This window comes from Flavobacterium cupreum, assembly GCF_003996965.1.
In the GTDB taxonomy this organism is placed as follows: Bacteria; Bacteroidota; Bacteroidia; order Flavobacteriales; family Flavobacteriaceae; genus Flavobacterium; species Flavobacterium cupreum.
Window position 1 is genome coordinate 541,915 of record NZ_QWDM01000001.1, and the last position, 24,501, is coordinate 566,415.

The 24,501-nt window shown below is 37.7% G+C and carries 17 protein-coding genes and 1 pseudogene; 5 read left to right on the plus strand and 13 right to left on the minus strand.

The window, feature by feature from the left end; genetic code table 11:
* The first annotated feature begins 7 nt into the window (after positions 1–7).
* Positions 8–448 (plus strand): DUF2141 domain-containing protein, encoded by a 441-nt coding sequence (locus D0817_RS02225; protein WP_127336751.1) that lies wholly within the window; start codon positions 8–10, stop codon positions 446–448.
* A gap of 94 nt (positions 449–542) precedes the next feature.
* Here the strand turns inward: D0817_RS02225 and D0817_RS02230 are convergent, their stop codons facing one another.
* The 3 genes from D0817_RS02230 to D0817_RS02240 all read right to left on the minus strand — a co-directional run bounded on the left by D0817_RS02230 (position 543) and on the right by D0817_RS02240 (position 2,009).
* A complete protein-coding gene (locus tag D0817_RS02230; RefSeq protein WP_127336752.1) occupies positions 543–959 on the minus strand; it encodes an acyl-CoA thioesterase in 417 nt (138 codons plus the stop codon).
* Positions 960–1,057: 98 nt separating this feature from the next.
* Positions 1,058–1,525: a GNAT family N-acetyltransferase gene (locus D0817_RS02235; RefSeq protein ID WP_127336753.1), complete on the minus strand. Its 468-nt coding sequence runs from the start codon at positions 1,523–1,525 to the stop codon at positions 1,058–1,060.
* A gap of 10 nt (positions 1,526–1,535) precedes the next feature.
* Positions 1,536–2,009, minus strand: coding sequence for a GNAT family N-acetyltransferase (locus tag D0817_RS02240; protein ID WP_127336754.1), 474 nt, complete (start codon positions 2,007–2,009; stop codon positions 1,536–1,538).
* Positions 2,010–2,134: 125 nt separating this feature from the next.
* Between D0817_RS02240 and D0817_RS02245 the strand changes: the two genes are divergently transcribed.
* Positions 2,135–2,740 carry a CGNR zinc finger domain-containing protein gene (locus D0817_RS02245; protein ID WP_127336755.1) on the plus strand — a complete coding sequence of 202 codons (606 nt, stop codon included), beginning with the start codon at positions 2,135–2,137 and terminating at the stop codon, positions 2,738–2,740.
* 120 nt (positions 2,741–2,860) lie between these two features.
* On the opposite strand, the gene D0817_RS02250 is transcribed toward D0817_RS02245, so the two are convergent.
* The 4 genes from D0817_RS02250 to D0817_RS02265 form a co-directional block, all read right to left on the minus strand.
* Positions 2,861–6,019, minus strand: a complete 3,159-nt coding sequence (locus D0817_RS02250; protein WP_127336756.1) for a S41 family peptidase — start codon at positions 6,017–6,019, stop codon at positions 2,861–2,863.
* 201 nt (positions 6,020–6,220) lie between these two features.
* Positions 6,221–6,946, minus strand: coding sequence for a LytR/AlgR family response regulator transcription factor (locus D0817_RS02255; RefSeq protein ID WP_127336757.1), 726 nt, complete (start codon positions 6,944–6,946; stop codon positions 6,221–6,223).
* Complete coding sequence (locus D0817_RS02260) at positions 6,943–7,989, minus strand: sensor histidine kinase (RefSeq protein ID WP_161568407.1); 1,047 nt, start codon at positions 7,987–7,989, stop codon at positions 6,943–6,945. The genes D0817_RS02255 and D0817_RS02260 overlap by 4 nt, the downstream gene beginning before the upstream one ends.
* Before the next feature lie 317 nt (positions 7,990–8,306).
* On the minus strand, positions 8,307–9,287 hold the full coding sequence (locus tag D0817_RS02265) for a helix-turn-helix domain-containing protein (RefSeq protein WP_127336759.1): 981 nt from the start codon (positions 9,285–9,287) through the stop codon (positions 8,307–8,309).
* Between the two features lie 249 nt (positions 9,288–9,536).
* On the opposite strand from D0817_RS02265, the gene D0817_RS02270 reads away from it, so the two are divergent.
* From D0817_RS02270 to D0817_RS02280, 3 genes are all read left to right on the plus strand, one after another.
* Positions 9,537–10,490: an IPT/TIG domain-containing protein gene (locus D0817_RS02270; RefSeq protein ID WP_127336760.1), complete on the plus strand. Its 954-nt coding sequence runs from the start codon at positions 9,537–9,539 to the stop codon at positions 10,488–10,490.
* Between the two features lie 220 nt (positions 10,491–10,710).
* The gene (locus D0817_RS02275; RefSeq protein ID WP_127336761.1) at positions 10,711–11,508 is read left to right on the plus strand and encodes a carbonic anhydrase family protein; all 798 of its coding nucleotides are present in this window, start codon (positions 10,711–10,713) and stop codon (positions 11,506–11,508) included.
* 17 nt (positions 11,509–11,525) lie between these two features.
* Complete coding sequence (locus D0817_RS02280) at positions 11,526–12,962, plus strand: APC family permease (protein WP_127336762.1); 1,437 nt, start codon at positions 11,526–11,528, stop codon at positions 12,960–12,962.
* 104 nt (positions 12,963–13,066) lie between these two features.
* Here the strand turns inward: D0817_RS02280 and D0817_RS02285 are convergent, their stop codons facing one another.
* The 6 genes and pseudogenes from D0817_RS02285 to D0817_RS02310 all read right to left on the minus strand — a co-directional run bounded on the left by D0817_RS02285 (position 13,067) and on the right by D0817_RS02310 (position 24,132).
* Positions 13,067–15,247 (minus strand): GH92 family glycosyl hydrolase, encoded by a 2,181-nt coding sequence (locus D0817_RS02285; protein WP_127336763.1) that lies wholly within the window; start codon positions 15,245–15,247, stop codon positions 13,067–13,069.
* A gap of 32 nt (positions 15,248–15,279) precedes the next feature.
* A pseudogene (locus D0817_RS02290) lies at positions 15,280–16,709 on the minus strand (glycoside hydrolase family 125 protein).
* A 241-nt stretch (positions 16,710–16,950) separates the two neighbouring features.
* On the minus strand, positions 16,951–18,132 hold the full coding sequence (locus D0817_RS02295; protein WP_127336764.1) for a glycoside hydrolase family 76 protein: 1,182 nt from the start codon (positions 18,130–18,132) through the stop codon (positions 16,951–16,953).
* Positions 18,133–18,274: 142 nt separating this feature from the next.
* Positions 18,275–19,396 carry a SusE domain-containing protein gene (locus tag D0817_RS26615; RefSeq protein ID WP_127336765.1) on the minus strand — a complete coding sequence of 374 codons (1,122 nt, stop codon included), beginning with the start codon at positions 19,394–19,396 and terminating at the stop codon, positions 18,275–18,277.
* A 29-nt stretch (positions 19,397–19,425) separates the two neighbouring features.
* On the minus strand, positions 19,426–21,051 hold the full coding sequence (locus D0817_RS02305; protein WP_127336766.1) for a RagB/SusD family nutrient uptake outer membrane protein: 1,626 nt from the start codon (positions 21,049–21,051) through the stop codon (positions 19,426–19,428).
* Positions 21,052–21,063: 12 nt separating this feature from the next.
* Complete coding sequence (locus tag D0817_RS02310) at positions 21,064–24,132, minus strand: SusC/RagA family TonB-linked outer membrane protein (RefSeq protein ID WP_238160804.1); 3,069 nt, start codon at positions 24,130–24,132, stop codon at positions 21,064–21,066.
* Between the last annotated feature and the right edge of the window lie 369 nt (positions 24,133–24,501).

Consider the following 24,501-nt stretch of genomic DNA (forward strand, 5'->3'; position numbering starts at 1 on the left):
CGACAAAATGAAAATATTAAAATCATTAGCCGTCCTGATAGCTTTAGGAGCATTAGTATCATTCCATTCCAATACTGCAGACTATAAAGTAACAGTAGTTGTAAATGGCTTCAAAAACTCAAATGGAAATTGTATCATTAACCTGTACAATAAATCAGAAGGTTTTCCTAACAGCAATAAGCTTGCAATAAAAACAATAACATCAAAAATTAAAAACAATTCGGCACAAATAGTATTCGACAATATAGAACCCGGTACCTATGCGGTTTCGATTCTGCATGATGCCAATTCAGATGGGGTGATGAACAAAAATATGTTTGGCATACCGAAAGAAGGTTACGGTGCGTCAAATAACATTATTCCCCCGCTTAGTTCTCCAAATTTTCAAGATTCCAAATTTGAAGTCTCCAACCAAGATAAAACAGTGGTCATTAAGGTCAGGTATTAATTTCTAAGAAAATAATGTATTTATTAAACAAAGTCGCTCTGTTACTAATTAGTCAGAGCGACTTTGTTTTTGATTTTATAAAAGTTAACCTAAATTATATTTCTAAGGCTGGTGCATCGCCAAAATTGGCTTTTAACTCTTCAGGCAAATAAGGTCTGCCTCCAGTGGCAGGAATGCAGGTTCCTGTAAATACTCCTGTAGCCATTGTTTTTCCGTTTTTTATAATTGATTGCTTAAAATGAAGACGTGGCAAACCTTTGGCATCGGTAAAAACAGCACAGGTCACATCAAAATTATCATCCTTTTTAAGGGACCGGATAAACTTGATGCTGTATTCCGATAAAACCATAAATACACCGTTTTCTGCCTGTTCCACAAAATCAAAACCAAGGACTTCCCTAATGTAATCGTGACGGCATTCTTCCATATAAAAAGGATAATATAAACCGTCCATAATGCCTTGTACATCTATATGTCCGTCTGCAACAGTGTAATTTTTTGAATATTCCATAGTATTGTAAAATTTAATTTTGAGTCTGTTATTAAAAAGTATTTATTGCAATTTTATTGTGTTTTGGTTCGTGTTTTTTTGTTACTTTTTTTTCGGATTTATTTTGTGAATTCAGTAATTCCATGATGGTCCATCTGAACAACTACTAAATTGTCTTTTACTTTTGCGCCTGTTTTTTTATAAAAATCAATGGCTGATACATTCCAGTCAAACACCAGCCATTCTACCCGTTTTACATTTTCGCTTTCTGCCAATCGAATAATTTCACTGTATAGTCCCAAACCCGCGCCGGTGCCCCGTTTGTCCTCCCTCACAATTAAGTCTTCCAAATGAATGGTTTTACCGATCCATGTTGAAAAATTATAATAGTATAAGGCAATCCCAATAATTTCATCATCGGCCTCGGCAACAAGGCATTGAAATAAAGGTTTGTCTGAAAAGCCTTCGCGAATCAGGTCTTCTGCAGAAATTAGTACCGCATTTGGTTCTTTTTGAAAACGCGCCAGTTCTTTTATTAAGTCCAGCACTGCACTCATGTCTTTTTTCGCTGCTTTTCGAATAATCATAAATTATAGTTTATATGTTTTTTAATTCTTTAACCATCAATGTTTCTTCAAATTCTACCCCGTAATGATTTACAGTAAAATTTTTTACTTTTTGCCAGCCGTTTTTATAATAAAAATCTAAACCCTCAGGTGTTGATGCCAATTGTAGTTTTGTTAATCCGCTATTTAGTGCGTGATTTTCTAAAGAGGTGATCAGCAGTTTTCCAATCCCCTGATTCATGCTTTGAAGCCTGGTATAAAAACCCACAATAAAATCTCCATCGAGTGCAATAGTCCCCACTATTTCATCATCTTTCTCCGCACAAAAAACCAATTGGGTTGTAATTTTAGTTGCCATTGTTTCAACAGCATAATATTTAATGAAAATTTCCCATTGTACTTCACTGTAATGCGGCTTTAATATTTTCCGGGCATTCTCACAAATTAATTCACTCAGGCTTTTAGCATCTGTTATTTCGGCTTTTCGAATATGGATCAGAGACATAGTTTTAGGTATAAATTGCCAATTTTTTATCACCACTAAAAACAGTTATGACAGTGTAAATATATCTATAAATATTTATACCTCCAAAATTTGTTTTACAGGTATTAAAAGTTTTATTTTACAGTATGAAAAATGATGTTTTTATACACAATGAATTGCGGTTGGACGGTAATCATCTTTGTCTAAATTTTATCAATACCATTTTTGACAGAACTGTAGCCAACCCGGTAAGCCTTATTTTAAGTAAAGAAGACTGGATTGCCTGGCTTCTTAAAGTAGATTTAATTAAGAAAAACGATTTAGATCAGACCGAAATACTTTTTGATCTCGATGAAATCGTCGAAACAAGAACCATACTTTTTACCATTTTTTACGGATTGTCGAAAAAAGAAACGATTAGCAGAGGAGATTTAAATCTTTTTGAAAAACTGATCCTAAAAGTTCAAAAAGCTACAAAACTGCAGGCAGATCATGGAATACCCGCAGAAATACTTCAAATAAATAATAGCAATTTAAACGATTACCTGCTTCCCATAATAAAATCAGGCTATGAACTATTTCTGTCCGGTCAGATTCACAGGATTAAGGAATGCGGACATTGTGGCTGGCTGTATTTAGACAATAGCAAAAATAATAGCCGAAAATGGTGCAGTATGGAAACTTGCGGCAGTCAGATAAAGGCAAAACGCTATTATCAGAATAAGAAAAGCCAAACAGCATCCGGCCAGTAATAGTTTATTTATTGTTTTTTAAAATTTAGCTGCTACCAATTCTAAACATTCATTTGCACTTTGGAAATCAGCCGACCAATAGGGTTTTACTGATTTCCAAATTGCAAATTCCTGACTACTTTATTTTTCAGACGGAAGACTCAGTAATTCCTTTACAGCAGCCTCGATCTGCTGGTCACTTCCGGATAAGATTTTGGTATAGTCATTACTGACACGGATATCCGGTTCTATTTGATAATTTTCCAGTCGACGCTTTTCTCCTGTGGTATAAACGGCTCTGTCGGGAATACCAACTGCCAGCTCGGGATCGATCTGTCTTTCCCCCGAAGTTCCGGTACCGGTACCAGGAACCGGCATTCCGATAAGTTTACCTGTTTTAAGATGTTTGTAGACGTAAGGAAATATGGAAGCATCCGAATAGTTTGTCTCATTCATCACCACGGAGCTTGGTTTATTCCATTTATTTTCAGGCCATTGAGAATGCGCTGAAATTCCATTTCGCCTCTCTGTCAAATATACCTTTCCGGACAAAAATGTGACCAGATCACCCGTGAGGCTTCCCCCATTATTATACCTGGTATCAATCAATAAAGCTTTTTTGTCTGCATAGCTGCCTAATGCCTTATCATACAGTTCACGATAGGACTCCTCTCCCATTTGCCTGATATGAATATACCCTATTTTTCCTCCCGAAAGGCTATCGGTCAAATATTCCATTTTTTTTATCCAGCGCTTGTACAATAAAACTTCTGCTTCAGTATCTGAGTCAATCGGTGTAATTTCTTCCTGGTATTTCTCATGGGTCTTGCTATTATGAAAATCAATCCGGATCAGTTTATCGGCTTTATTGTTTAAAAATTTAGACCAGTCCTCTTTTTGAGTAATGGCATTACCGTCTATTTTATCGATAATCATCCCCGCTTTCAATTTTGTCTTTCCATTATCAAACGGACCTTCAGCAATGATTTCTTTTACCATTATCCCATCGCTGATTCCCGCATCATCATAAAGCAATCCTAATGCTGCAGTAGTATCTTGATCTGTAAGATTTGGCCAATAGTGAGGAACTAAATGAGAATTATTCAACTCTCCTAAAAACTCGCTCAACAGTCTTTGAAAATCGTAATTGTTATTTATAAAAGGCAGAAATTCTTTATAAGCGGTATAGTAAAAATCAAGGTCTACTCCATTTAAATTGGGATCTGAGAATTTATCTTTCATAATATGATAAATATGATCGAATACATAGACCCGTTCTCCAGTCCTGTTGACATCTGTTTCAATCTTAATCGGGAGATTGTTTACCTTTGCCTCCGGTATACTGATATGTTTAACCTTATTGCCATCGACAACTACATAAATACTGCTTTGATCCTGACTCATTTTCATTTTAGGATTTTGAGCATTTATTTCAGCCAAGAGACTGATCTTCCCGGATTCTGTATCCAGCACATACAAGTCATAATTATTCTGATAGCGTCCGAGAAAGTATATTTTTTTTTCGTCATTTGAAATGGTGATATCCAAAATAGAAGCCGGCGCTTTTGTTATGGTTTTAGAATTAAACGGTCCTTTCAGATCTGTTTCCAGGGGAGTCGTTCCGGCAGAATGAACTGTCTTAAACTTATCATTATACCAGCTTTCGGCATCCAAATAGGTTTTAACAATATCATACTGGCTTGTAGTACGGGTGAAATTGGTTAGACCGTTAAAATCTGATAAAGAATACATGACATTACCACTGGCGCCCCAATGTGCCATTTTGTTTTCAAAAGCACTATTGCTTATTGTCACCAACTTTGCCGACTGGTCGTCTTTTACAAGCAGGATATTATCGCCCTTTACAATCAGATACTGACTGTTTGGTGACCAGGTAAAATATTGATCGCCATCACTCTGAGAATAGTTTACACCTGGTGGCACTACGGTATTGAATTTTTTAGAAACTAAGTCATAAGTCTTTAGAACAGAGCGCTCTTCCAGATAAGCTATTTTCTTTCCATCCGGTGAGAATACGGCCTGAAACTCGTCTTTATTGCTTCCAATTACAGTCTCCCGTACAAAATTAGCTGCTAAATAAAAATAAGGCTGGGCCTGATCGGCAATGCTAACCTGGTCTATATCCCAGGAGCCATTATGTTCTGTTGAAAAAAGCAGTGTACGGCCATCAGGGCTAAAATTAACCATTCTTTCCTGATACGGAGTACTGGTAATTCTTTTGGTAATTGCACCATCGCCGGACGAAACATATACATCGCCACGGGAAACAAAAGCAAACTGTTTTCCGTCTGATGACACATCCATATCTTTTGAGGCTTTTTCTAAGGTAATCGGAGTAACAGGATCACCTGAATTATCATTTAATGTGAAAGATAATTTTACGGATTGCTTTCCTTCTTCTAAGGTATATAGATCGCCATTATAGGTAAAGGCAAATTTTCCGTGGACTGCCTTCGAGATGCTGCGTACAGGATGCTTTTCGAAATTTGTAAGCTGAATCATTTTAGAGGGATCATCCAGAGACGATTTATAAAGATTTTGTGACCCGTTCTTTTCACTGAGGTAATAAATATCATTATTTTTCCCCCATAGAGGTTCCCGGTCTTCACCGTTAAAATCTGATACTTTGATATAGGAGTTTGTCTTTATTTTATATACCCAGATATCTCTTGTTACAGAAGATACGGCGTGCTTTCTGTAAGCGCTCTCCACACTGCCTTTATGGTCCTGGAATATAATGGCATCATTTGTCTTACTAAAATGGGCAAATTCCATACCTGCACTATTCACCATCTGACTGCTGCCGCCTTTTACAGCTACTGCATATAGTTTTATAAACATATCATTCAAAGGATATCTCGCAGAAGTATATACATCATTTCTGGAACTCCCAAAATACAATTTCTGGTCGTCTTCTGAGAAATAATAAGGAATATCTTTACTTGAATTATACGTTAACCGAATTTGATCCTTACCTGAAGCACTCATAACATATATATCAAAATTACCTTTTATAGCGGAAGTAAATGCAATACGCTTATTGTCATTACTCCAGACGGGATAACCATTGTAAGTTCCACCATTCGTCAATTGAATAGCCTCTCCTCCGCTTTGTTTTACTTTAAAAATATTGCCTTTATAGCCAAAGGCAATCCACTCCCCATTGGGTGAAATGGCAGGCTGTTGTATCCAGCGGGGCTGAATCGGATTCGCAAATACCCCTAATTGCAGGAGCAGAAAAACTAATGATAATAGTGCCCTGGTATTATTTTTTTTCATCTTCTTAAAATTTTTTGATTGTTTTTTGATTGTTTTTTGATTGTTTTTTGATTGTTTTTATATTTATTTATTTTCCTTTGAAATCTTCATTTTTTTCAATTTTTTATATAGTTTTTCGATCGGAAGATGCAATGATCCCAATGGTTTAAAAAAGCCTAACCTATTTTGAATTCGGATTTATAAAACGATACGCCTCAACTCTTATGATTTTTGTTCGAGATTTTGCATGACTTTTTTAGCATAAGTAACACCAATAGGAATAATGCGTTGGCTAATTTCAATTTCATTGGCTGTATAACTGCTTATATGTCCAAAAGCAATTATAAAGGACCGGTGCACCCGCATAAAAAGTTCAATGGAAAGCTTTTCTTCGAAATAACTAAGGGTATGATACGTTATTACTGATTTTTCTATTGTGTGTACTTTTACATATTCTTTTATGCCTTCGATATAAAGAATATCACGGAGTAAAATCCGCACCATTTTATTTTCTGACCGAACGTAGATAAATGAATCTGGATTATTTGTAGAAGTGATGCGTTTTTTAGCCTGCATTTCTTCTTTACTTCCCTTTATCGTGATGCATTTATCTATTGCTTTCAGGAACCGTTCAAATGATATGGGCTTGAGCAGATAATCCAGTACATTGAGTTCATAGCCTTCAAGGGCAAATTCCCTGTAAGCAGTGGTAATGATTACAAGAGGCGGATCTTTTAATGTTCTTAGTAATTCAATTCCTGTAATTTCAGGCATCTGGATATCCAGAAATAATAAATCCACATTTTCAGTATTCAACATATTATAAATCTCAACTCCTGTTGAACACGAGCCAATATGATTCAGATCCCCGATCTTGGCGATATAACTTTCGATAACTTCTCTTGCCAGTTCCTCGTCATCGGCTACAACACAATTGATTTTTCTCATAAATTAATTTTCAATTCAATTTCAAATACATCTTCAAACGTATGAATCACTAATTTATACTTATCACCATAAGTTAAATCCAATCTTCTTTTAACGTTTGCCAGCCCTATGCCATGAGGCTTTTCCACCTGTACTTTCCGGAAACTGTTTTCTACTTTTAAAAACAGTTCATTGTCCAGTACGTTTATACTTATAGTAACCCAGCCGGCATGATTGGCAATTCCGTGTTTGAAGGCGTTTTCAATAAAAGGCAGCAAAAGCAACGGGAATATTGACTTTCCTTCCAGATCTCCTGAGTATTGAAAAGAAAGATCCAGACGATCTGAAAACCTCATTTTCTCGATATAGATATAGCCTTCCAGATGCCGTATCTCATCTTTCAATAAAACTGTATCAGCACTGGCCTCATATAACATATAATGCATCAAATCAGAAAGTCTGAGCACCAGCTCCGGCGCTTTTTCTGAATTTTTAAGAGTTAATGCATATAAACTGTTTAAGGTATTGAAAAAGAAATGCGGATTTATCTGGGCTTTCAGGAGGTTTAATTCAGCTATCTTTTTTTGCTTTTCCATCTCCAGAAATCTTTTTTCCTTATTAACAGAAACCCTCATAATTCTTAGGAGCATTGCCACAACAACAATCGGAAAAAACAAAAAACTGTTTCTCAGAATGCGAATACTATTCCAATAGTATTTTATATCGGATTGATAAGACAGCGGATTATAGATTTCGCTCAAAGGAACCCAGATTACATAACTGCAAAATCGCTGCAAGGCACCACCTGCAAGCAATAGTACAATTAAGGCAATACTATATACGAAGTATTTACCCGTGAAATAATACCGGGGCATTAAAACATACAAGTTATAATACGTAAGTAGTATTGCTATCGGTATAATACTAAACATTTCAGGTATTGGCTCCAAAGAAAACCTGTCCCGGGATTTCCATCCTTCATTTACAACTTCATATAAAACGATGATGACCCAAAAAGACAGATGCCTTAAAAACACAAAATGGGACTGGTATTTATCTTTCATAGGATAAAAATAAAAATTCTTTTCGACAAATTTCTTACCTGTCCTCCAATACAGCATTAAAGACCGTGAATTGCGTATTTATCGTCGTTAATTGGTTTCGATAAAAAGCAAATCATTGCATTACAACAACATATGACTACAAAGTAATCATCAGATAAAAATCTAAAGCTGACTAACCGTATTCACAGATTATAGTGAAGTACGAAATACAGACAAATTATTTTACCTTAGAATTGAAATAAATACAGGCGGTAGTACCCATTAAAAAAAAGAGCTTATTTTTAAGAAAGGAAAAATAACACTGTAGTGCTGAATAATCATTTACTTAATTGCGCGTATCTTTTTGGCTTAAACCCAATATGTTTTTCAAACATGCGTGAAAAATGGCTTAGGTTTGAAAACCCCATAATATAGCCCACCTGAGAGACAGAGATTCTTTCCTCACGTATCATATCTGCAGCTTGTCGCATTCGGAAGGATTGATAATAATTATAAATACTATCGCCAAAAACCTGTTTGAACAAATTTTGCAGTTTAGACTTACTCATGCCTGAAAACAAAACCAGGTCTTCTAATCTTGGAGGCTCATTAATATTTTGGAGAATTTTATCCCTGACCCGATACATAATTTTTACATCGGCAGCGTTTATACTCGCCAATGAAGTTTCATTTCGTTTCAATAATTCGACCAGCAATAAATAAATTAAAAGCTCTGCCTTAGCCCTAAAGTAAAGTCCCTGCAATTGATCGGGTACGTTCGCATTTACAATCTTGGCAGCAAGCTCCTGCATTTCGGGTGAGACAATCTCCTCAAACAGAAAGGATTGTTCACCTGAAACAATGGTTTGTATTAAATTACTATTTTCCTGAGAATTAAGAAGTTCTTTTAAATAATCCGAATAAATTGCTATAACGATCGAACTGGTTTTCATACCTGCAGGCAGAATTATTTCCCGATCCAGACTAACACTGCTAATTAAGGCAGAAGGGAGATTGATTTTTGATGTCAAAAGACCTGAAGTATTATTTTCTTTATAGTGATCAGTTTTAAATATATTATGAAAAGCAATAATAATCAGATTTTTATCATTCTCAATATTCTCGCGAATGACACGCCTTTCCTTCTTTAATTCAAAATTGCGAATAAAAACCTGCATTTTGTGATTGATTTTCAGACGGCGAATATACCCGGAGCCTATTTCTGCCGGAAAGTTTAAGACTCCGTTTTCAAGGGGAACACCGAAAGACCTGGCAAGAAGGTTGATAAGGGCACCTTCCTCAATGTCATTAAAATCCATTAAATTGTTTTTGAAGCAGTTAATTTTGTCCAAATATAACCAATTAAAAAAAGGCAAATAACGAATTACCACATACAACTATTAATTAACAATATACAGACATTTTTAACTTAAATCATTGCATAATTTTGCAGCGTAAAATTTAAAAAATACAGCAAAATTTCCGAATATAAACCCCTAAAATCAATAAAGATTAAAATTAACTGGCCATTAATTTAATCTGAAGACTTCAAAAACAAAAAAATACCCATGAAAAATAGATTCGTTTTTACAGCACTTACTTTCTCTGCCTTATTTATTACAGCCTGCTCCGGTAGTGATGACAACTTAGCTCCCGTAGCACAAGAGCCAATCAAGCCAGATCCGCCTGTCGTGGTCGCTCCGCCTGTTGCTGTTCCTGCTGCAACTTTTACCGACTTCTCTCCAAAAAATGCTTATTTAGGCGATGTTATAACCATCTATGGTACAAACCTTGACAAAAACCTGAAACTTCTTAGTGCGAGTATTGGAGGCGTGGAAACTACGATTACAAGTGCCACATCAACCTCTGCAACAGTAATAATTCCTGACGACCTTAACAGTGAATCGGCTAAAATAACACTTACTACTGCAGGGCAGGAAACTCCGCTTGTCTCTAAGGAAGATTTCCATCTAAATGCTCCGGTTATCAGTTCGATTTCCTACTCGAAAGGTTTTGCGGGACAACAGGTAACCATTAAAGGGAAAGGATTTAGAAATTCCTATCATATTGGTCAGGTCTCTTTTAACGGAGCAGATATTGAGGCGAGTTTAACAAATGTGGGAAACACTGAAGTTTCCATGAGTGTTCCAAAAGGACTTCCTTCAGGAAAATATCCGATAAGTGTCACCATAGCCGGAATGAAAGCTACAGCTTCCGATTTATTTGAAATAATAGTACCGACTATTACTGCTATTACTCCCACTACAGGAGCTCAATATACTAAAATGACCATCACAGGAACAAATCTAAAGGATATCTATGGAATAGGAGTGCCAACGATCGTAAGCTTTACAGATGCTGCAACCAATACAGGAAGTACAACCGGCACTATCTGGACTTCAGAAGAAAATAAAATAGTGGTAGATATGCCCCGTTTACTCGAAGGACATACCTATAAAGTTAGAGTTCTTGTCGTGAGAAGTCAGGTAGAGGCGCCTACTACTTTTACTTATAAAAAGTAATATAGCCTGATAAAAAACCTTAGCCGTTAACTACTAGGGAACTATTTATAAATAGTTCCTTAGCTATACGGTGAGGTAATCCATTACCGAGAATTCGACGTACTAAACTTTTTTTACAAAAAAGCAAAAAAACAGATCCGATAATACAAACCACATGCTTCCCTCAGGATAGTCATGGCGGATTTCTGTTGCTGAAAGTTAAAACCCCAAATCATCCCAAATGAAAACACCATTCAAAAAAATCAGTTTAATTCTTTTAATATCCTCACTATTAATTTCCTGTACCACTACTGAAAGTCACAATGATACTAATGCAGCGACAGAGTTCCCGGAAAATATCATCAGCTATGAATTTCCTTTAGGAACGACAAATCTTTTAGGGCAGACTCCAATTGACGTGAATACTTTCACGACCACAAAAATTAACACAACAGATCCTGTTATTCATTATGGTTCAATTTTGTTAAGCAGTGTTGAAAATACCAGCGAAAATTTAAAGATCAACTTGTCTGCGGCTGAAAGTACCGAGAATTATATTACCATAAAAGGACACAAATACGAATTACAACAATTCCATTTTCACAGGCACAGTGAGCACAAAATAAACGGAGAATACAGCACAATGGAAATTCATTTTGTTCATAAATCATCCACGGGAGCGTATGCCGTTTTAGGTATCCTGGTTAAGAATGGAGAAGTAAGCCCTTCTTTACAGGTACTTTTCAATGCTTCCCCTTCGCATGAAGGAATAAACTCCGTACCAAATCACCTCAATATTAATACTTTATTACCGCAAGACATCAGCAGCTATTATACGTACAGCGGATCTCTGACTACACCAAATGTAGACCTTACACCAAATCAGGGACCTTTGACATGGGTATTATTCAAAAACACGATTTCCCTTAGCCCAGGTCAGCTGGAAGATTATTCCTTAAAATATGAGGAAGAAAATTTCAGGGTTATTCAGCCATTGAATAACAGAACCGTTTATGAAAATAAAAAAAATAATTACTAACTAATTAAATAGAATCCATGGAAAAAGAACCAGGTCAGCTAAAAATGAAAAACGAACTCGGCCTGCTTGATGCTACAATGCTGGTAGCAGGCTCTATGATAGGTTCGGGCATCTTTATTGTAAGTGCGGATATTACCCGGAATATAGGATCAGCGGGCTGGCTTATTGCCCTCTGGGTACTTACCGGTTTTATGACATTAACAGCTGCTTTAAGTTATGGAGAATTAAGCAGTATGTTTCCTAATGCAGGCGGTCAGTACGTTTATTTAAAAGAATCGTACAACAAACTAATCGCTTTTTTATACGGGTGGAGTTTTTTCTCGGTAATTCAAACCGGAACTATTGCCGCTGTAGGTGTTGCTTTTAGCAAATTTACGGCATACCTCATCCCTGCTTTTAGCGAAGATAATATTTTACTGGATCTGAATTTTATCAAAATTAGTGCTGCTCAGGTGGTATCAATTGGACTCATTGTCTTGCTGACGTTTATAAATACCAGAGGAGTAAAAGGAGGTAAAATCATTCAGAACACCTTTACCTTAACTAAATTATTAAGCCTGTTTGGATTGGTTGGCTTTGGATTTTTGGCGATAAAGGGAGACGTATGGGATGCTAACTGGAGTAATCCCTGGACTATTCATAATTTAAATAGTGACGGCAGCTTTACCAATTTGACTATGGGGGCAGCTATGGGGGCAATAGCCACTGCAATGGTGGGCACTATTTTTAGCAGTGATGCCTGGAATAATGTAACCTTTATTGCCGGTGAAATGAAAAACCCCAAACGTGATGTAGCCATAAGCCTGGCTTTGGGAACGCTTATTGTCACTATCATTTATGTATCGGCTAACATTGTTTACACAGGCGTATTACCTTTGCATGAGATTGCCACAGCCGAAAAAGACCGTGTTGCCGTTGCCGCATCAAATGTGATATTCGGAAATATGGGCACTTATGTTATTGCTGTTATGATCATGATAGCCACTTTTGGCTGTAACAACGGTTTGATACTTTCGGGAGCAAGAGTATATTATACAATGGCCAAAGATGGATTGTTCTTTAAACGTACTGCTGTTCTTAACAAACATGGTGTTCCTCAATTTGGGTTATGGATACAATGCCTGGTAGCTTCCATATTATGCCTGAGCGGCAGGTATGGGGATTTGCTGGATATGATCTCATTTGTGGTCGTTATCTTTTATGTACTGACCATCATAGGTATCTATATATTACGTGTCAAACGCCCCGATGCAGCACGACCGTACAAGGCTCTTGGATATCCGGTTTTACCTGCTCTCTATATTATAATGGGAATAGCATTTTGTACGCTTTTGATACTATACAAACCACAATTTACATGGCCGGGATTAATTATCGTGCTGATAGGCGTACCTATATATTATTATATGGAGCGAAGCAATAAAGAAATAGAGGATATACCCTCTGATATCTAATTAACGCAGGTCTGAAGTTCTGCATTTCCATTAGGAAAAGGTTTGTTTTGAATTTCTTTTTTATAAAAAAAGGGATCACAAAACAAACCTTTACTGCGTTTCTGTTATTTGGTAATTACCTGTATTTCTCCACCGGTTTTGAATAAATCGTGGGGCACAAAATAACCGTCCATCTTAGCGCCATTTACTTTTATTGCTTCCAGATTTCTTTGCCCATTCGGATTTTTGATGGTTACTTTTTTGCCTTCGGGTGTTGTCCAGGCTATCTCTTTAAAAAGGGGTACCGTTACCAGATACTCCGGATCGGCAGGAGATAAAGGATAGAGTCCGAGCGCACCAAATACATACCACGAAGACATTTCGCCGGCATCATCCATACCGCACATAGCCAGTTTTTCCGGCCCGATGCCGTACATGGTTTCTAATATTTCATCTATTCTCTTTTGAGATTTTTCCGGTTTATTGACAAAATAATACGAAAATGGCGCTTCGTGGTCCGGTTGGTTACCATGACAATATTGTCCGATAAAACCAGAGATGTTCCAGGCAATATATTCCGGGTTCCATGGTTTTGTAAACAATTCATCCAATTTTGCTTCAAAAGGTTTAGCCCCTCCGTAAAGCTTCACCAGTCCCTTCATATCATGAGGCACATAAAAAGACACCTGCCAGGCATTTGCTTCCCTGTACATATATTCATAATAGGGAAATTCAGGATTAAAGGGTGTGATCCATTTTCCGTCTTCGAGTCTTCCTCTCATAAAAGAAGTAGACTTATCAAATACGTTTGCGTAGTTTTTTGATCGTTTAACCAAATCATTATAATGTTCAGTATCGTTCAGTTCTTTGGCCAATAAGGAAAGGGCATGATCATCATACGCATATTCCAGGGTTTTGGTAACTCCGGCGTGCGCTTTGGTTTCTATTTTCGGATCTTTGATGTCCGGTTCTGAAATATATCCTTTCGCAATATATTCTGAAATAAACGGTCTGGTCCCTCCTTCTTTATAGGCATTGTTGAGTAGTAAGGCATAAGCTTTTTTTACATCATAATTCCTGATTCCTCTCATATAAGAACCTGCAATATAGGATGCTGCATGATCTCCATGAAAAAATGTCGGCATAAAACCTTTAATTTCTCCTTCGTTAATCATCGAGCTAATAATATCACCTGTGACCTCCGGGGAAAAAATACTCAGCAAAACCAGCTTATTTCTGTAATCATCCCACAATGAAGGAAGTGTGTAATACTGGTAATTTTCTTTTCTGACCTTCCCGGCTTCATCTGTAAATTGTCCGTTTACATCACTTCGCAAAGCCGGCCATAAAAACGATCGGTACAGCATGCTGTAAAACATTACATTTTGCTGTTCACTGCCGCCTTTTACCTGAATTTTAGAAAGCAGGTTTTCCCATTTTGTGCTTCCTTCTTCAAAAACTTTGGCAAGGTTTTTATCGCCAACCTCAGCTTTTAAATTTTCAGTGGCATTTGCTGTACTCACAAACGATAAGGCTATTTTAACGGTTACAGGTTTAGTGTCTCCGTCTTTAATATGTACTAAGGCATAACCGTCGCTTTTCGTCACATCTTTTACATCCAGTTTAGCTATCGGACTGCTGAATGTGGCATAAAAATATATTTTTTCGCCTCCTGTTCTTTGAAAACCGCTTACGGCATTTGAACCTTCCTCCCTGATCTGCCAGTCGTCTACATGATTATTAGCCCTCCCGAGATCAAAAAGTACCTTTCGTCCTTTGTTGTTTTTAAAAGTATATTCGTGTACGCCGCAATGCAGGGTTGAACTGAGTTTTACCTGTACATTATAGTCTTTTAAATATACTTCATAATAGGCCGGACTTGCTTTTTCCTGATCGTGGCCAAAAGACGATTTGTACGGAAAAGATGCGCCGTCGGAAACTGGCAGAAGCGGAATATGGCAGAGGTTCCAATGGCCTTTATTGGTATGTGTAAATCCTAAAATTTCAGTGTCTTCGTATTCGTATCCTGCCCCGGATCTGTATTTTGTCATCGGACTTAACTGTACCATTGCATTGGGTACAGATGAACCCGGAAAAACTAATCCCGCCCACACGCGCATATCTGCAGGCGGCGGATAACCAATTATCTTGGTATCCAGTAAAGGAGCGGTTCCGATAAACGGATTTACCAGGGCTGTATATTTTCCTTTGGCAAGACCTCCTCCCGGTTTCTGCGCTGCCGCATTAAAGCTAAAAAACGATATGGAAACGACTGCCAGAACGATATTCCTGTTAAATTTTATCATGTTATAAAAATTTAAAACGTGTTACAACTAAATTATAGCTCCAGTAATTTCGGATGTTTTTGATAGGTATCCCACAACAATTCGCCAAACAATGTATTCGTCCAGGCAAACCAGGATCTTGTGAAATTTTTAGCATCGTCTTTGTGAAAAGATTCATGCATAAATCCGGTATCGCCATGGGATGCCTTGAGCATTTTGATGCACTCCTTTATTTCATTTTGATCTGAGGTGGTGTAGGCACGCATGACAAGCGACATGGGCCAGATCATATCCATTCCCACGTGCGGGCCTCCCACTCCTTCGGCTACTTTTCCCTTAAAGAAAAACGGATTATCTTCTGAAAGCACAAATTTCTGGTGTTTTGATATATCGGATCATTAATGTCAATGGCATCTAAATATGGAAGGCTTAACAAGCTGGGCACATTGGAATCGTCCATTACTAAATGACCTCCAAAACCATCTGTTTCAAAAGCAAAAATATCGCCGTATTTAGGATGTTTCACTACTGCATGTTCTCTAATGGCTTTTTCGACTTCGTTTCCTAATGCTCTTAATTCCTGCGCTGTAGCCTTGTCTTTTTGAATCGTTTCGAGCATTTCTGCCGCTTGTTTCATACTTGCTACGATAAAGAAATTGGAAGGAATCAGAAAAGAAAAAACGGTAGCATCGTCACTTGGCCTGAAGGCAGAACAAACCAAACCAACCGGTTTAACAGGATATCCGTACCCTTTTAACGGTCGCGTATCTGTTGCAAATTGCGTGGTTCTTTGAAAGGTGTACGGATTTTTACCGTCTTTTTGCTGCTGCTCCTTAAATACTTTCAACGTTGTTTTGATGGCTTTCACCCAGTTTTCATCAAATGGGGAAGTGTCTTCGGTATTTTTCCAGTAATTATAAGCGAGCCTGATGGGGTAGCAAAGCGAATCTATTTCGTATTTTCTTTCGTGAACTCCGGGTTTCATATCCGTATGGTCTGTGGTCCACTCGCCTTTTTTATCAGGATCGTTGTAAAATGCGTTGGCATACGGATCTTTCAGGATATATTCCGTCTGCCTGTTTATCACACCGGCAATCAGATTTTTTAGTTTTGCATCTTTACCGGCAAAAGCCATATACGGCCATACCTGAGCAGAACTATCCCTTAGCCACATGGCATCAATATCTCCTGTGATTACGTAGGTATCCGGTCTTCCGTTTTTTTGCGAATAGGTTACGGTAGTATCAAGGGTGTTTGGAAAACAATTATTAAATAGCCATCCGAGTTCTTTATCTTTTACGTTTTTCTGGAATTCGGCAATTGTTTTTTCGATAAAATCACTTTCAAAATTCCTTTTGCCTTTTGCAACCCGCACAACAGGAAAATCTTTGATTACTTTGGTTCCTGCCACTATTTCCATTGGATCTATAAGCGCTAAGCTGCCAAATAAGGCTGCATTTTGGATGAATTTTCTTCTTTGCATTATGGTATATTTTTAAAATTTTAGAGGTCTTGTGAAATAGTAAGGCATTCACGACACATTTCTCTTTCTCTTATTTATTGAATTAATGACTTCTTTGTTATTCCTTTGAGTTCATTAGAATTTTTTATTTTTTGAAAGTACAGAAAGTATTTTCTACTGAACAGTTAACAGCATAAAACCCGAAGGCTGTTTATTTCCTTCGGGAATTACAAAAATTACTAATAAAAACTACTTAAATTACTTAATTGAAAAATCCATCTTTATCAAGCTTGGCTGCTGCTTCTATTAGCATTACTCCGCTCAGCTGAGTCGTTAAATCGACGCTTCCGCCCGCTGACGGAGCTGTTTTCCAGTTATTTCCGGAAAGCATTGCAGGTCTGAGAATTCCTTTTTTATAGAAAGACTGCGCATTAAATTTCAGGAAAGCGGCAAACTTCTCCGTATCTGTAGAATTGATGGTTGGCTGTTCTGTAAGCTCTGTTAAGTAACGGACCAGTATACCTTTAAACAATCCCCCGTCGCCCTGGCCTTCATCTCTAAGAAGACCTTCTGAAAGTAATTTCGGACTGGTTAAAACTGTTCTTCCGGCTTTTACCGCATCATCAAGATAAACCTGGTCATTTGTGGCTTTGTATAATCTTAAACCAGCGCCTATCCACGTTCCCATATTATAGGTAAATACCCATTCTTTGTTGGTAACCACTGCTCCGTTTACTTCTGAAATATTGTCCCATACTACTCCCGACACAGGGTCTACAAGATTGTTTTTTTGCCAGGTATATATTTTCTTAGCCCATACCAAATCATCCGGATCATTATCTATTTCATATAAGCGCAACGCCAGAATTACGGCCGGACCATTTGACACGGCATTTTTTTGTTTTGGTGTATCTTGTTTCCAGGTGATACCTCCTCCAAAAACATCGCTCCAGCTTACTTTTATTCTTTCCCATAAAAAATCAGCAATGTCTTTATATTCCTGATCGTTTGTAGCTTTATAAGCGCGGACACAGGAATTTGCCAGCCAAAGCATGTCGTCATTAAAGACATTGTTATAGGTATTTCCGTTTTTTATTTTGATTCCCTGCACTAATGCTTTCATTTTAGCTTTGTAGCTATCATTACCTGTTCGTATATAACCGTCTACAAGGACGTCGAGAACGTGTGCATTGGGCCAATAATTAAAAGAACTGTTTCCGGCATTGTTTTGTACAAAAGTGCCGTTGGATCCCAGGTAATTATTATAGGTTGAAAGCTGTAGCGAATCTGCCGTCTGAGCCCAGGTGTATTTAAATTCAGGGCCAACTGCTGTGTTGGGATCACGCAGCGGAATTGCATCATCATCACAGGATGCTGTCAATACCCCTAATCCTATTACAGAAAGCAACAGGATTGTATAACGTTTTGAAAATAATTTTTTCATAATATTTTAGGTTTTAGACTTTAGATTTTCTCAATATTGATTTGAAATTGGGAATATTTAGTCTTTTATAATTATAATCTTTGCACTGATACTTCTTTTAAAACGTCTCTCAAAGACAATCTTCAAGAGACGTCCTGGTTATTTACAGAATTGTAAAACTATGTGTATAGGCAGGCGCTGCCGCACTGAAATTAATTTCTGCATTTACGTTTTTGTTGTCTACTGCAGAAGCAAATTTGAAACAGTTGTTCCAGAAATCACTTGTTACTGGAACCATATACCAGAATGATGCTGCTGTATTCGCGTCAGGCCTGTTGTTGTCTCCGTTGATACTTCCGTACCATTCTTCGCTTGTAGTCGCACCATTTACAACTGTGAACTTAAATTTATAACGCTCGTCCCTTCCCCATGATTCTTGTTTAAATTCAATTTTTTTATTGGCTGCTTTCCAGATACCGCCACCTGCATAAGTATACTCAAACATGTACTCGCTGCGGGGAGGAAACCATAATTCTATTTTCTTGATTTCGGTCATAGTGGTTGATCCGGCACTAAAGTCAATTACAATTTTATATACTTTACTATCTCCTGCGTAAGTGGTTTCGCCATTTTCTTTCAATTTACCGTCAGCAATATAGAAAACCTGCGGAGTACCATTTTTTGTGGTAATAAACTTGTAAGCACCTGCACTTAACTTCGTGTAAATTTCAAATTTTGTTGTACCTGTTTTTTTGAAAGCCTGAGCAGCTGCAGCAGTTGCCCCTGTTTCTGAACCCGTTCCCGTAATAAACAACTGATCAGGCGTTGGGAATCCGCTTGCTGTTAGAACTTCGATAATACCCGAAGCTGCTGATTTTTGAACGTTGATCCCTTTAGAAGAATGAACAGTCCATTTTAATTTTCCAACAGTTTCAGCTGCTATTCCTGCTAATCCGGCAATTTTGTTTAATTCTGTAAAAGAAAGATTGAGTGTTTTCTGAAATCCGTTTCCATCAGAAGGAACTACATAAATCGGTTTGGAAAAATCTCCGTTTTCTTTGTCGAAGACAACATCATACAGTACTACGCCGTTGTCTTCTGCTTTAGCGGCTTCCCACTCAAAAACGGCAGAACTTTGTGCATTAAGATCAAAAAATTTATTGTTGGCCGGTGAATAAAGCGCATTTACGGCACTCACATTCGTGTGGCTCATTTCGTCATTATCGCAGCTTACAAGAAATACTGCACATAGTAGTAATACTAATTTTGAATATATATTTTTCATGTTATTTATTTTAGGTTGTTAGTTCGTTTTTACCAATTTGGATTTTGGGATAAATTTGTATTAATCAAACGTTCATCTCTTGGTATTGGCCATAAATAATGTTTGCCGGGATCAAAAGTTCTTAAGTTTACTCTTAAGTAACCATTATCTACAGAGGATACGCCAAATTTGGCTCCGTGCGCATATCCGTTTAAAACATTTTCGGCAATCTTCCATCTTCTGATGTCAAAGATTCGCAAACCTTCCATTGCTAATTCTGTACGGCGCTCATTTCTTACGATTTCTTTAAGCTGGGCTTGTCCTAATGCGCTATTGTACGATAAAGCTGCCGCATCTGTAAAACCTGCACGGGATCTTATGGGTTTAATGGTCTGGTCCCATACGGCGCTGGTCATTTGGCTTAACTCACTTTTAGCTTCCGCATACATTAATAATATGTCTGAATACCTAAACAACATTAGATTTATTCCTGATTTTAAATCCGTTCCATGCTGTACATCGTAATATTTACGTGTAAAATATCCCGTTGGCGTTGAAGAAGAACCTTGTGCAAATTCATCCGGATGCTCATTCGTTGGAGAAGATCCCGGCTTGATGTAAATAATATGTGAACTTCCATCGGCTTCTTTCCAGTTGTACTGATCGTAAACTACGGTATAAGTAAGTCTTGGATCCCTGTTTATATAAGGATCGTTTTCGTTGTACCCTGAACCTGCTTCATTGATTTTTTTTCCATTAAGCATTAAATAACTGTCCACTAATTCCTGTGTCGGGGCCAGCGCGTTTAATCTTGAACCTGCCGAAATGGGTGCCATATCAAAAAATTCGCCCCACGTTCTGTCCTGAGGCACATATTGCAAACTCAGAATGTCTTCGCTGTTGTACTCATTTTGCTGTTGAAAAACACCCTCATAAGAAGGGAAAAGGCTGTACGTTCCGTAAGCATTCGCAATAAACGGCTCTAATGTCTGAACCACTTCCTGCCATTTGCCTTCGTATAAAAGTACTCTTGCTTTTAACGCTACAGCAGCTCCCATTGTGATTTTTCCTCTGTCTGCCGTGGCAAGCTGTGTGTTTTTTGGCAATGCCGGAATAATCGCATCCAGTTCACTTAAGATATAAGCAATAACTTCTGCATGTGATGTCCTGCTTATCGATGTTGCTTCCTGCAGGGACGGATCTTTCTTTAAAAGCGGAATATCCCCAAACCAGGTGGTTAACTGAAAATGCTGAAATGCTCTTAAAAAACGGGCCTCTGCTTTCATTCTTGCAATGACAACGGCGTCTGCATTGGGTATTCTGTCGATATTTTCCAATAAAAGATTACAGGATTTAATTCCGCCATATCTATCGTTCCATTCTTCTTTTATTCTTCCTAAAGAAGGGTCGTAAATTCCTGCTCCTAGTGAAGCTGCTCCCGCATTATCACCTCTCCCGTTATAAGCATTGTCAGAAAGTGCTTCATTATAAAAGAAATACTGGCTTTTTTGCATTTGCGAATAAGCGGTATTGAGCATCAATTGCGCCTTGTCTACGCTTGTCCAGTAATTAGAATCTGTAAACCGGTCTTCCGGTGCAAGATCAAGATCTTCACAGCTCACCAGTAGTAAGAATACTAATGGGATGAATTTTATGTGTTTAAATATATTTTTCATTTTGATTTTTTTTTAAAAACTGATATCAATACCCATTCCGTAATATACCTGCGTTGGATAAGCTCGACCGCTGTTAGCCCCTGAAGTCGACAGGCTGTTGTTGAATTCTGAAAGTTCAGGGTCCACAAATTTCACTTTAGACAAGGTCAGCAGATTTTGTCCGGAAACATAAACACGGAACCTGCTCATTCCTAAATTCTTAGCCACATCATCCGGTAATGAATATCCGATCTGTACATTTTTCAACCTTGCGTATGCACCATCATACAAATACATATCAGAACCTCTCCTGAAATTGTTTGTATTCGACTGTGTACCGTTGTTTGCCAGTCTTGGATATCTTGCATCCGGGTTTTGTGGTGTCCAGTAATCCAGTTGATGCGTGTACATTGTCATACCATAGTTGTAGTGAAAAGGCTCTACAAGCTCTCCTCTGATCATCATGGTTCTTTTTCCGACACCCTGGATAAAAATGCTTAAATCAAAATTTTTGTAATCGATATTGTAGGTAGCCCCGTAAGTGTATCTTGGAAATGGATTACCAAAGATAAATTTATCATTGTCATCGATTTTGCCGTCTTTGTTTACATCTACATAACGGTTGTCTCCGGGCTGTACTGTAATTCCGGCCGGAACTGCTGCACCCTGGATTTCTTCAACATTTTGAAAATAGCCGTCCCTCTTTAAACCAACGTAGGAATTGAAAGGCAGTCCTTCACGAAGAATTACCTGAAGCTCTTCAACACCCGTTAATTTCTCCTGTCCGTTATTATAGTCAAGCACTTTATTTTTAGAATCGCCAATATTTACAGTCAGGCTTTGATTGACTTGTTTTCCATTGTGTCTGTAGGTAGCACTAAATTCCCATCCTCTGTTTCCTACTTTGGCCGCATTAAAGTCGGGAAGCGACTTTCCGTACACTCCCGGTACCTGAGGCGGCACAAGGATGTCTGAGGTTACCTTGTCAAAAAAGTCGAATGAAACGGATAATTTTCCTTTAAAGAAATCTGCATCCAGTCCGGCGTTAAAAGTCGCTGCTTTTTCCCACTGCAGATCCGCATTGGCGAAATTAAATCCTGCACCGCTTACCGCTTTATTGTCAAATCCGTAAGCATTTTGAAAAGAAAAATAAGTCGTTTGATATTGGTAATTGTTTACATTTTGATTTCCAACAATTCCATAAGAAGATCTCAGTTTAATGTTCCCTACATTATTGCTGTAGTTTTCCATAAAATCTTCTTTGGTCAAAGCGTATCCAAGTGTGGCTGATGGAAAGAATCCCCATCGGATTTCTTTTCTGAATTTTGAGGAACCGTCGTATCTAAAACTGAATTCAGCAAAATATTTATCTTTAAAATCATAAGAAGCGCGTCCAAAAAGAGAATTAAGGCTATTTTTTGGAGAAGCCGGATTTTTATTAGGGTCGCTTCCGTTTGAATTATACGAATCCTGTCCAATAACGGTTTCACTTGTAGGCGTTCCCAGGTCGGGATCTGTAAATTTCTTGTAGATCCCAATTCTTCTTTCGGAATGATTTTCATTAGATACCCCTACTAAGGCGCCCACATTATGATTCCCAACGGCCTTATTGTATTCTACAATAAATTGTGTATTCAGGTCAAGGGCTTTGGTAGTTTCATCTCTGGTATCGCGATCAGCACCATAAACGCCTTGTGGCGAAAACTGAACTTTTTTCACCCGGCTAAACATGCTGCCATTCCATAAACGTCCTCCAAAAACTGCCTTAACTTTTAAGGAATTTGTTACCTTAAGTTCCGCATTTAAAGCTCCGAAAAGATCATCATTATCGTATTTTCTAAAACCTCCCTGTTCCAAAATACCCAATGAGTTAAACTGCTGTAAAACATCGTTGGTTAAGTAATTGCCATTTTTATCTTTTTGAGTATAATATAAGGGAACCCTGAAGGCATCCACCATTAAAGTACTGGTGTTTGAGGAATGGTCATTAATTAATTGTTTGGAATACGCTAATGTAGACGTTAGTTTAAATTTACCATACTCGTTGGTCAGGTTCATTCTAAAGTTGTAACGTTCCATACCTTTCGTAGGGCCGACAAAATTGCTTCCCTGATTTAAATACCCAAGAGAAACTAAGTAAGTTGAATTTTCGCCTCCGCCGGAAATAGAAAGATTTTGGTTTAACTGCGCTGCCGGTTTTACAATTTCTTCTGCAAACCATTCTGTATCCCCTTTCGCCTTTAGATCTGCAATCTGAGCAGCGGTAAATACGGCGGTTGTTTCACCGGAGTTAAAGGCTGCTTCATTTCTTAGCATTGCATTTTCATATCCGTGCACTGGTTTTGTAAAGTATTTTGGAGTATTAAATCCTGTAAGACTGCTGTACTGAATAGACATTGGAGTTCCTTTACTTCCTTTCCTGGTAGTAATCAGTACGACACCATTACTCGCTCTTGATCCGTATATGGCAGCACTACCGGCATCTTTCAAAACCGATACACTTTCGATATCTGCAGGATTCAGGGCATTAATATCCCCGCCCACGATGCCGTCTATAACGATCAGCGGACTATTGTTTCCGAGTGTGCTTACGCCACGAATGTTAATATTTAAACCCGCACCAGGCTCAGAGTTGGTTTGCTGGATGGTTAAACTGGGCGCTTTTCCCTGTAAAGCCAATGTTGCATTTACATTTGGTCTTCCCTTAAATGCGTCATTGCCCACCTGATCTATGGCACCAACGACTTTTCTTTTTTTCTGTGTACCGTAACCCACAACAATAACTTCGTCTAAGGCTGATACATCTAAGTCCATGGCTACATTGATCACACTTCGGTTATTTACTTTTACTTCAACCGGTTTGTAGCCAATCATAGTAATACGTAAAGAACCTGTACCGTTTTTTAAGGAGATCGAATAATGTCCGTCAAAATCGGTATTGACAGCATTTCTGGGATCACTCATGTCAATCACTGAAGCTCCGGGAAGAGACAATTGATCTGAAAGAGAAGTAACAACTCCGGTAATCTGAGTTTTTTGATTCTGGGCCGCCATAGGATTATACCCGCTACAAATGAGAATGATTGTGAGAAAAAAATGCATATAGAGCATCCTTTTCTTTCTGCAATTTGATTGTTTCATCATGAAAAATTTTGGTTAGTTAGTTTTTTTGAATTAATAAAAAAGCTAAAGAAGTTTCTCTAAAAAATTAGTTGTGAAGGTTCAAACGTTAAAAAGGCTCCGGAACATCTTAATCGTTAAAAGCACAACACATTAACAATAACTTATCAATTCATGACAAATATACTAAAACGTTTTAGTATAAAAATAAAAAAAACACTACCCGTAATTTTTATGTTAATTTTACAAGATATGCGTTTATTTTTAGCCTTATTTTGAAGATAATTCAATACATTTCTACGAAAACGTTATAAAATGAGGCAAAAATAAAGGGCCATAAATGACCCTCAA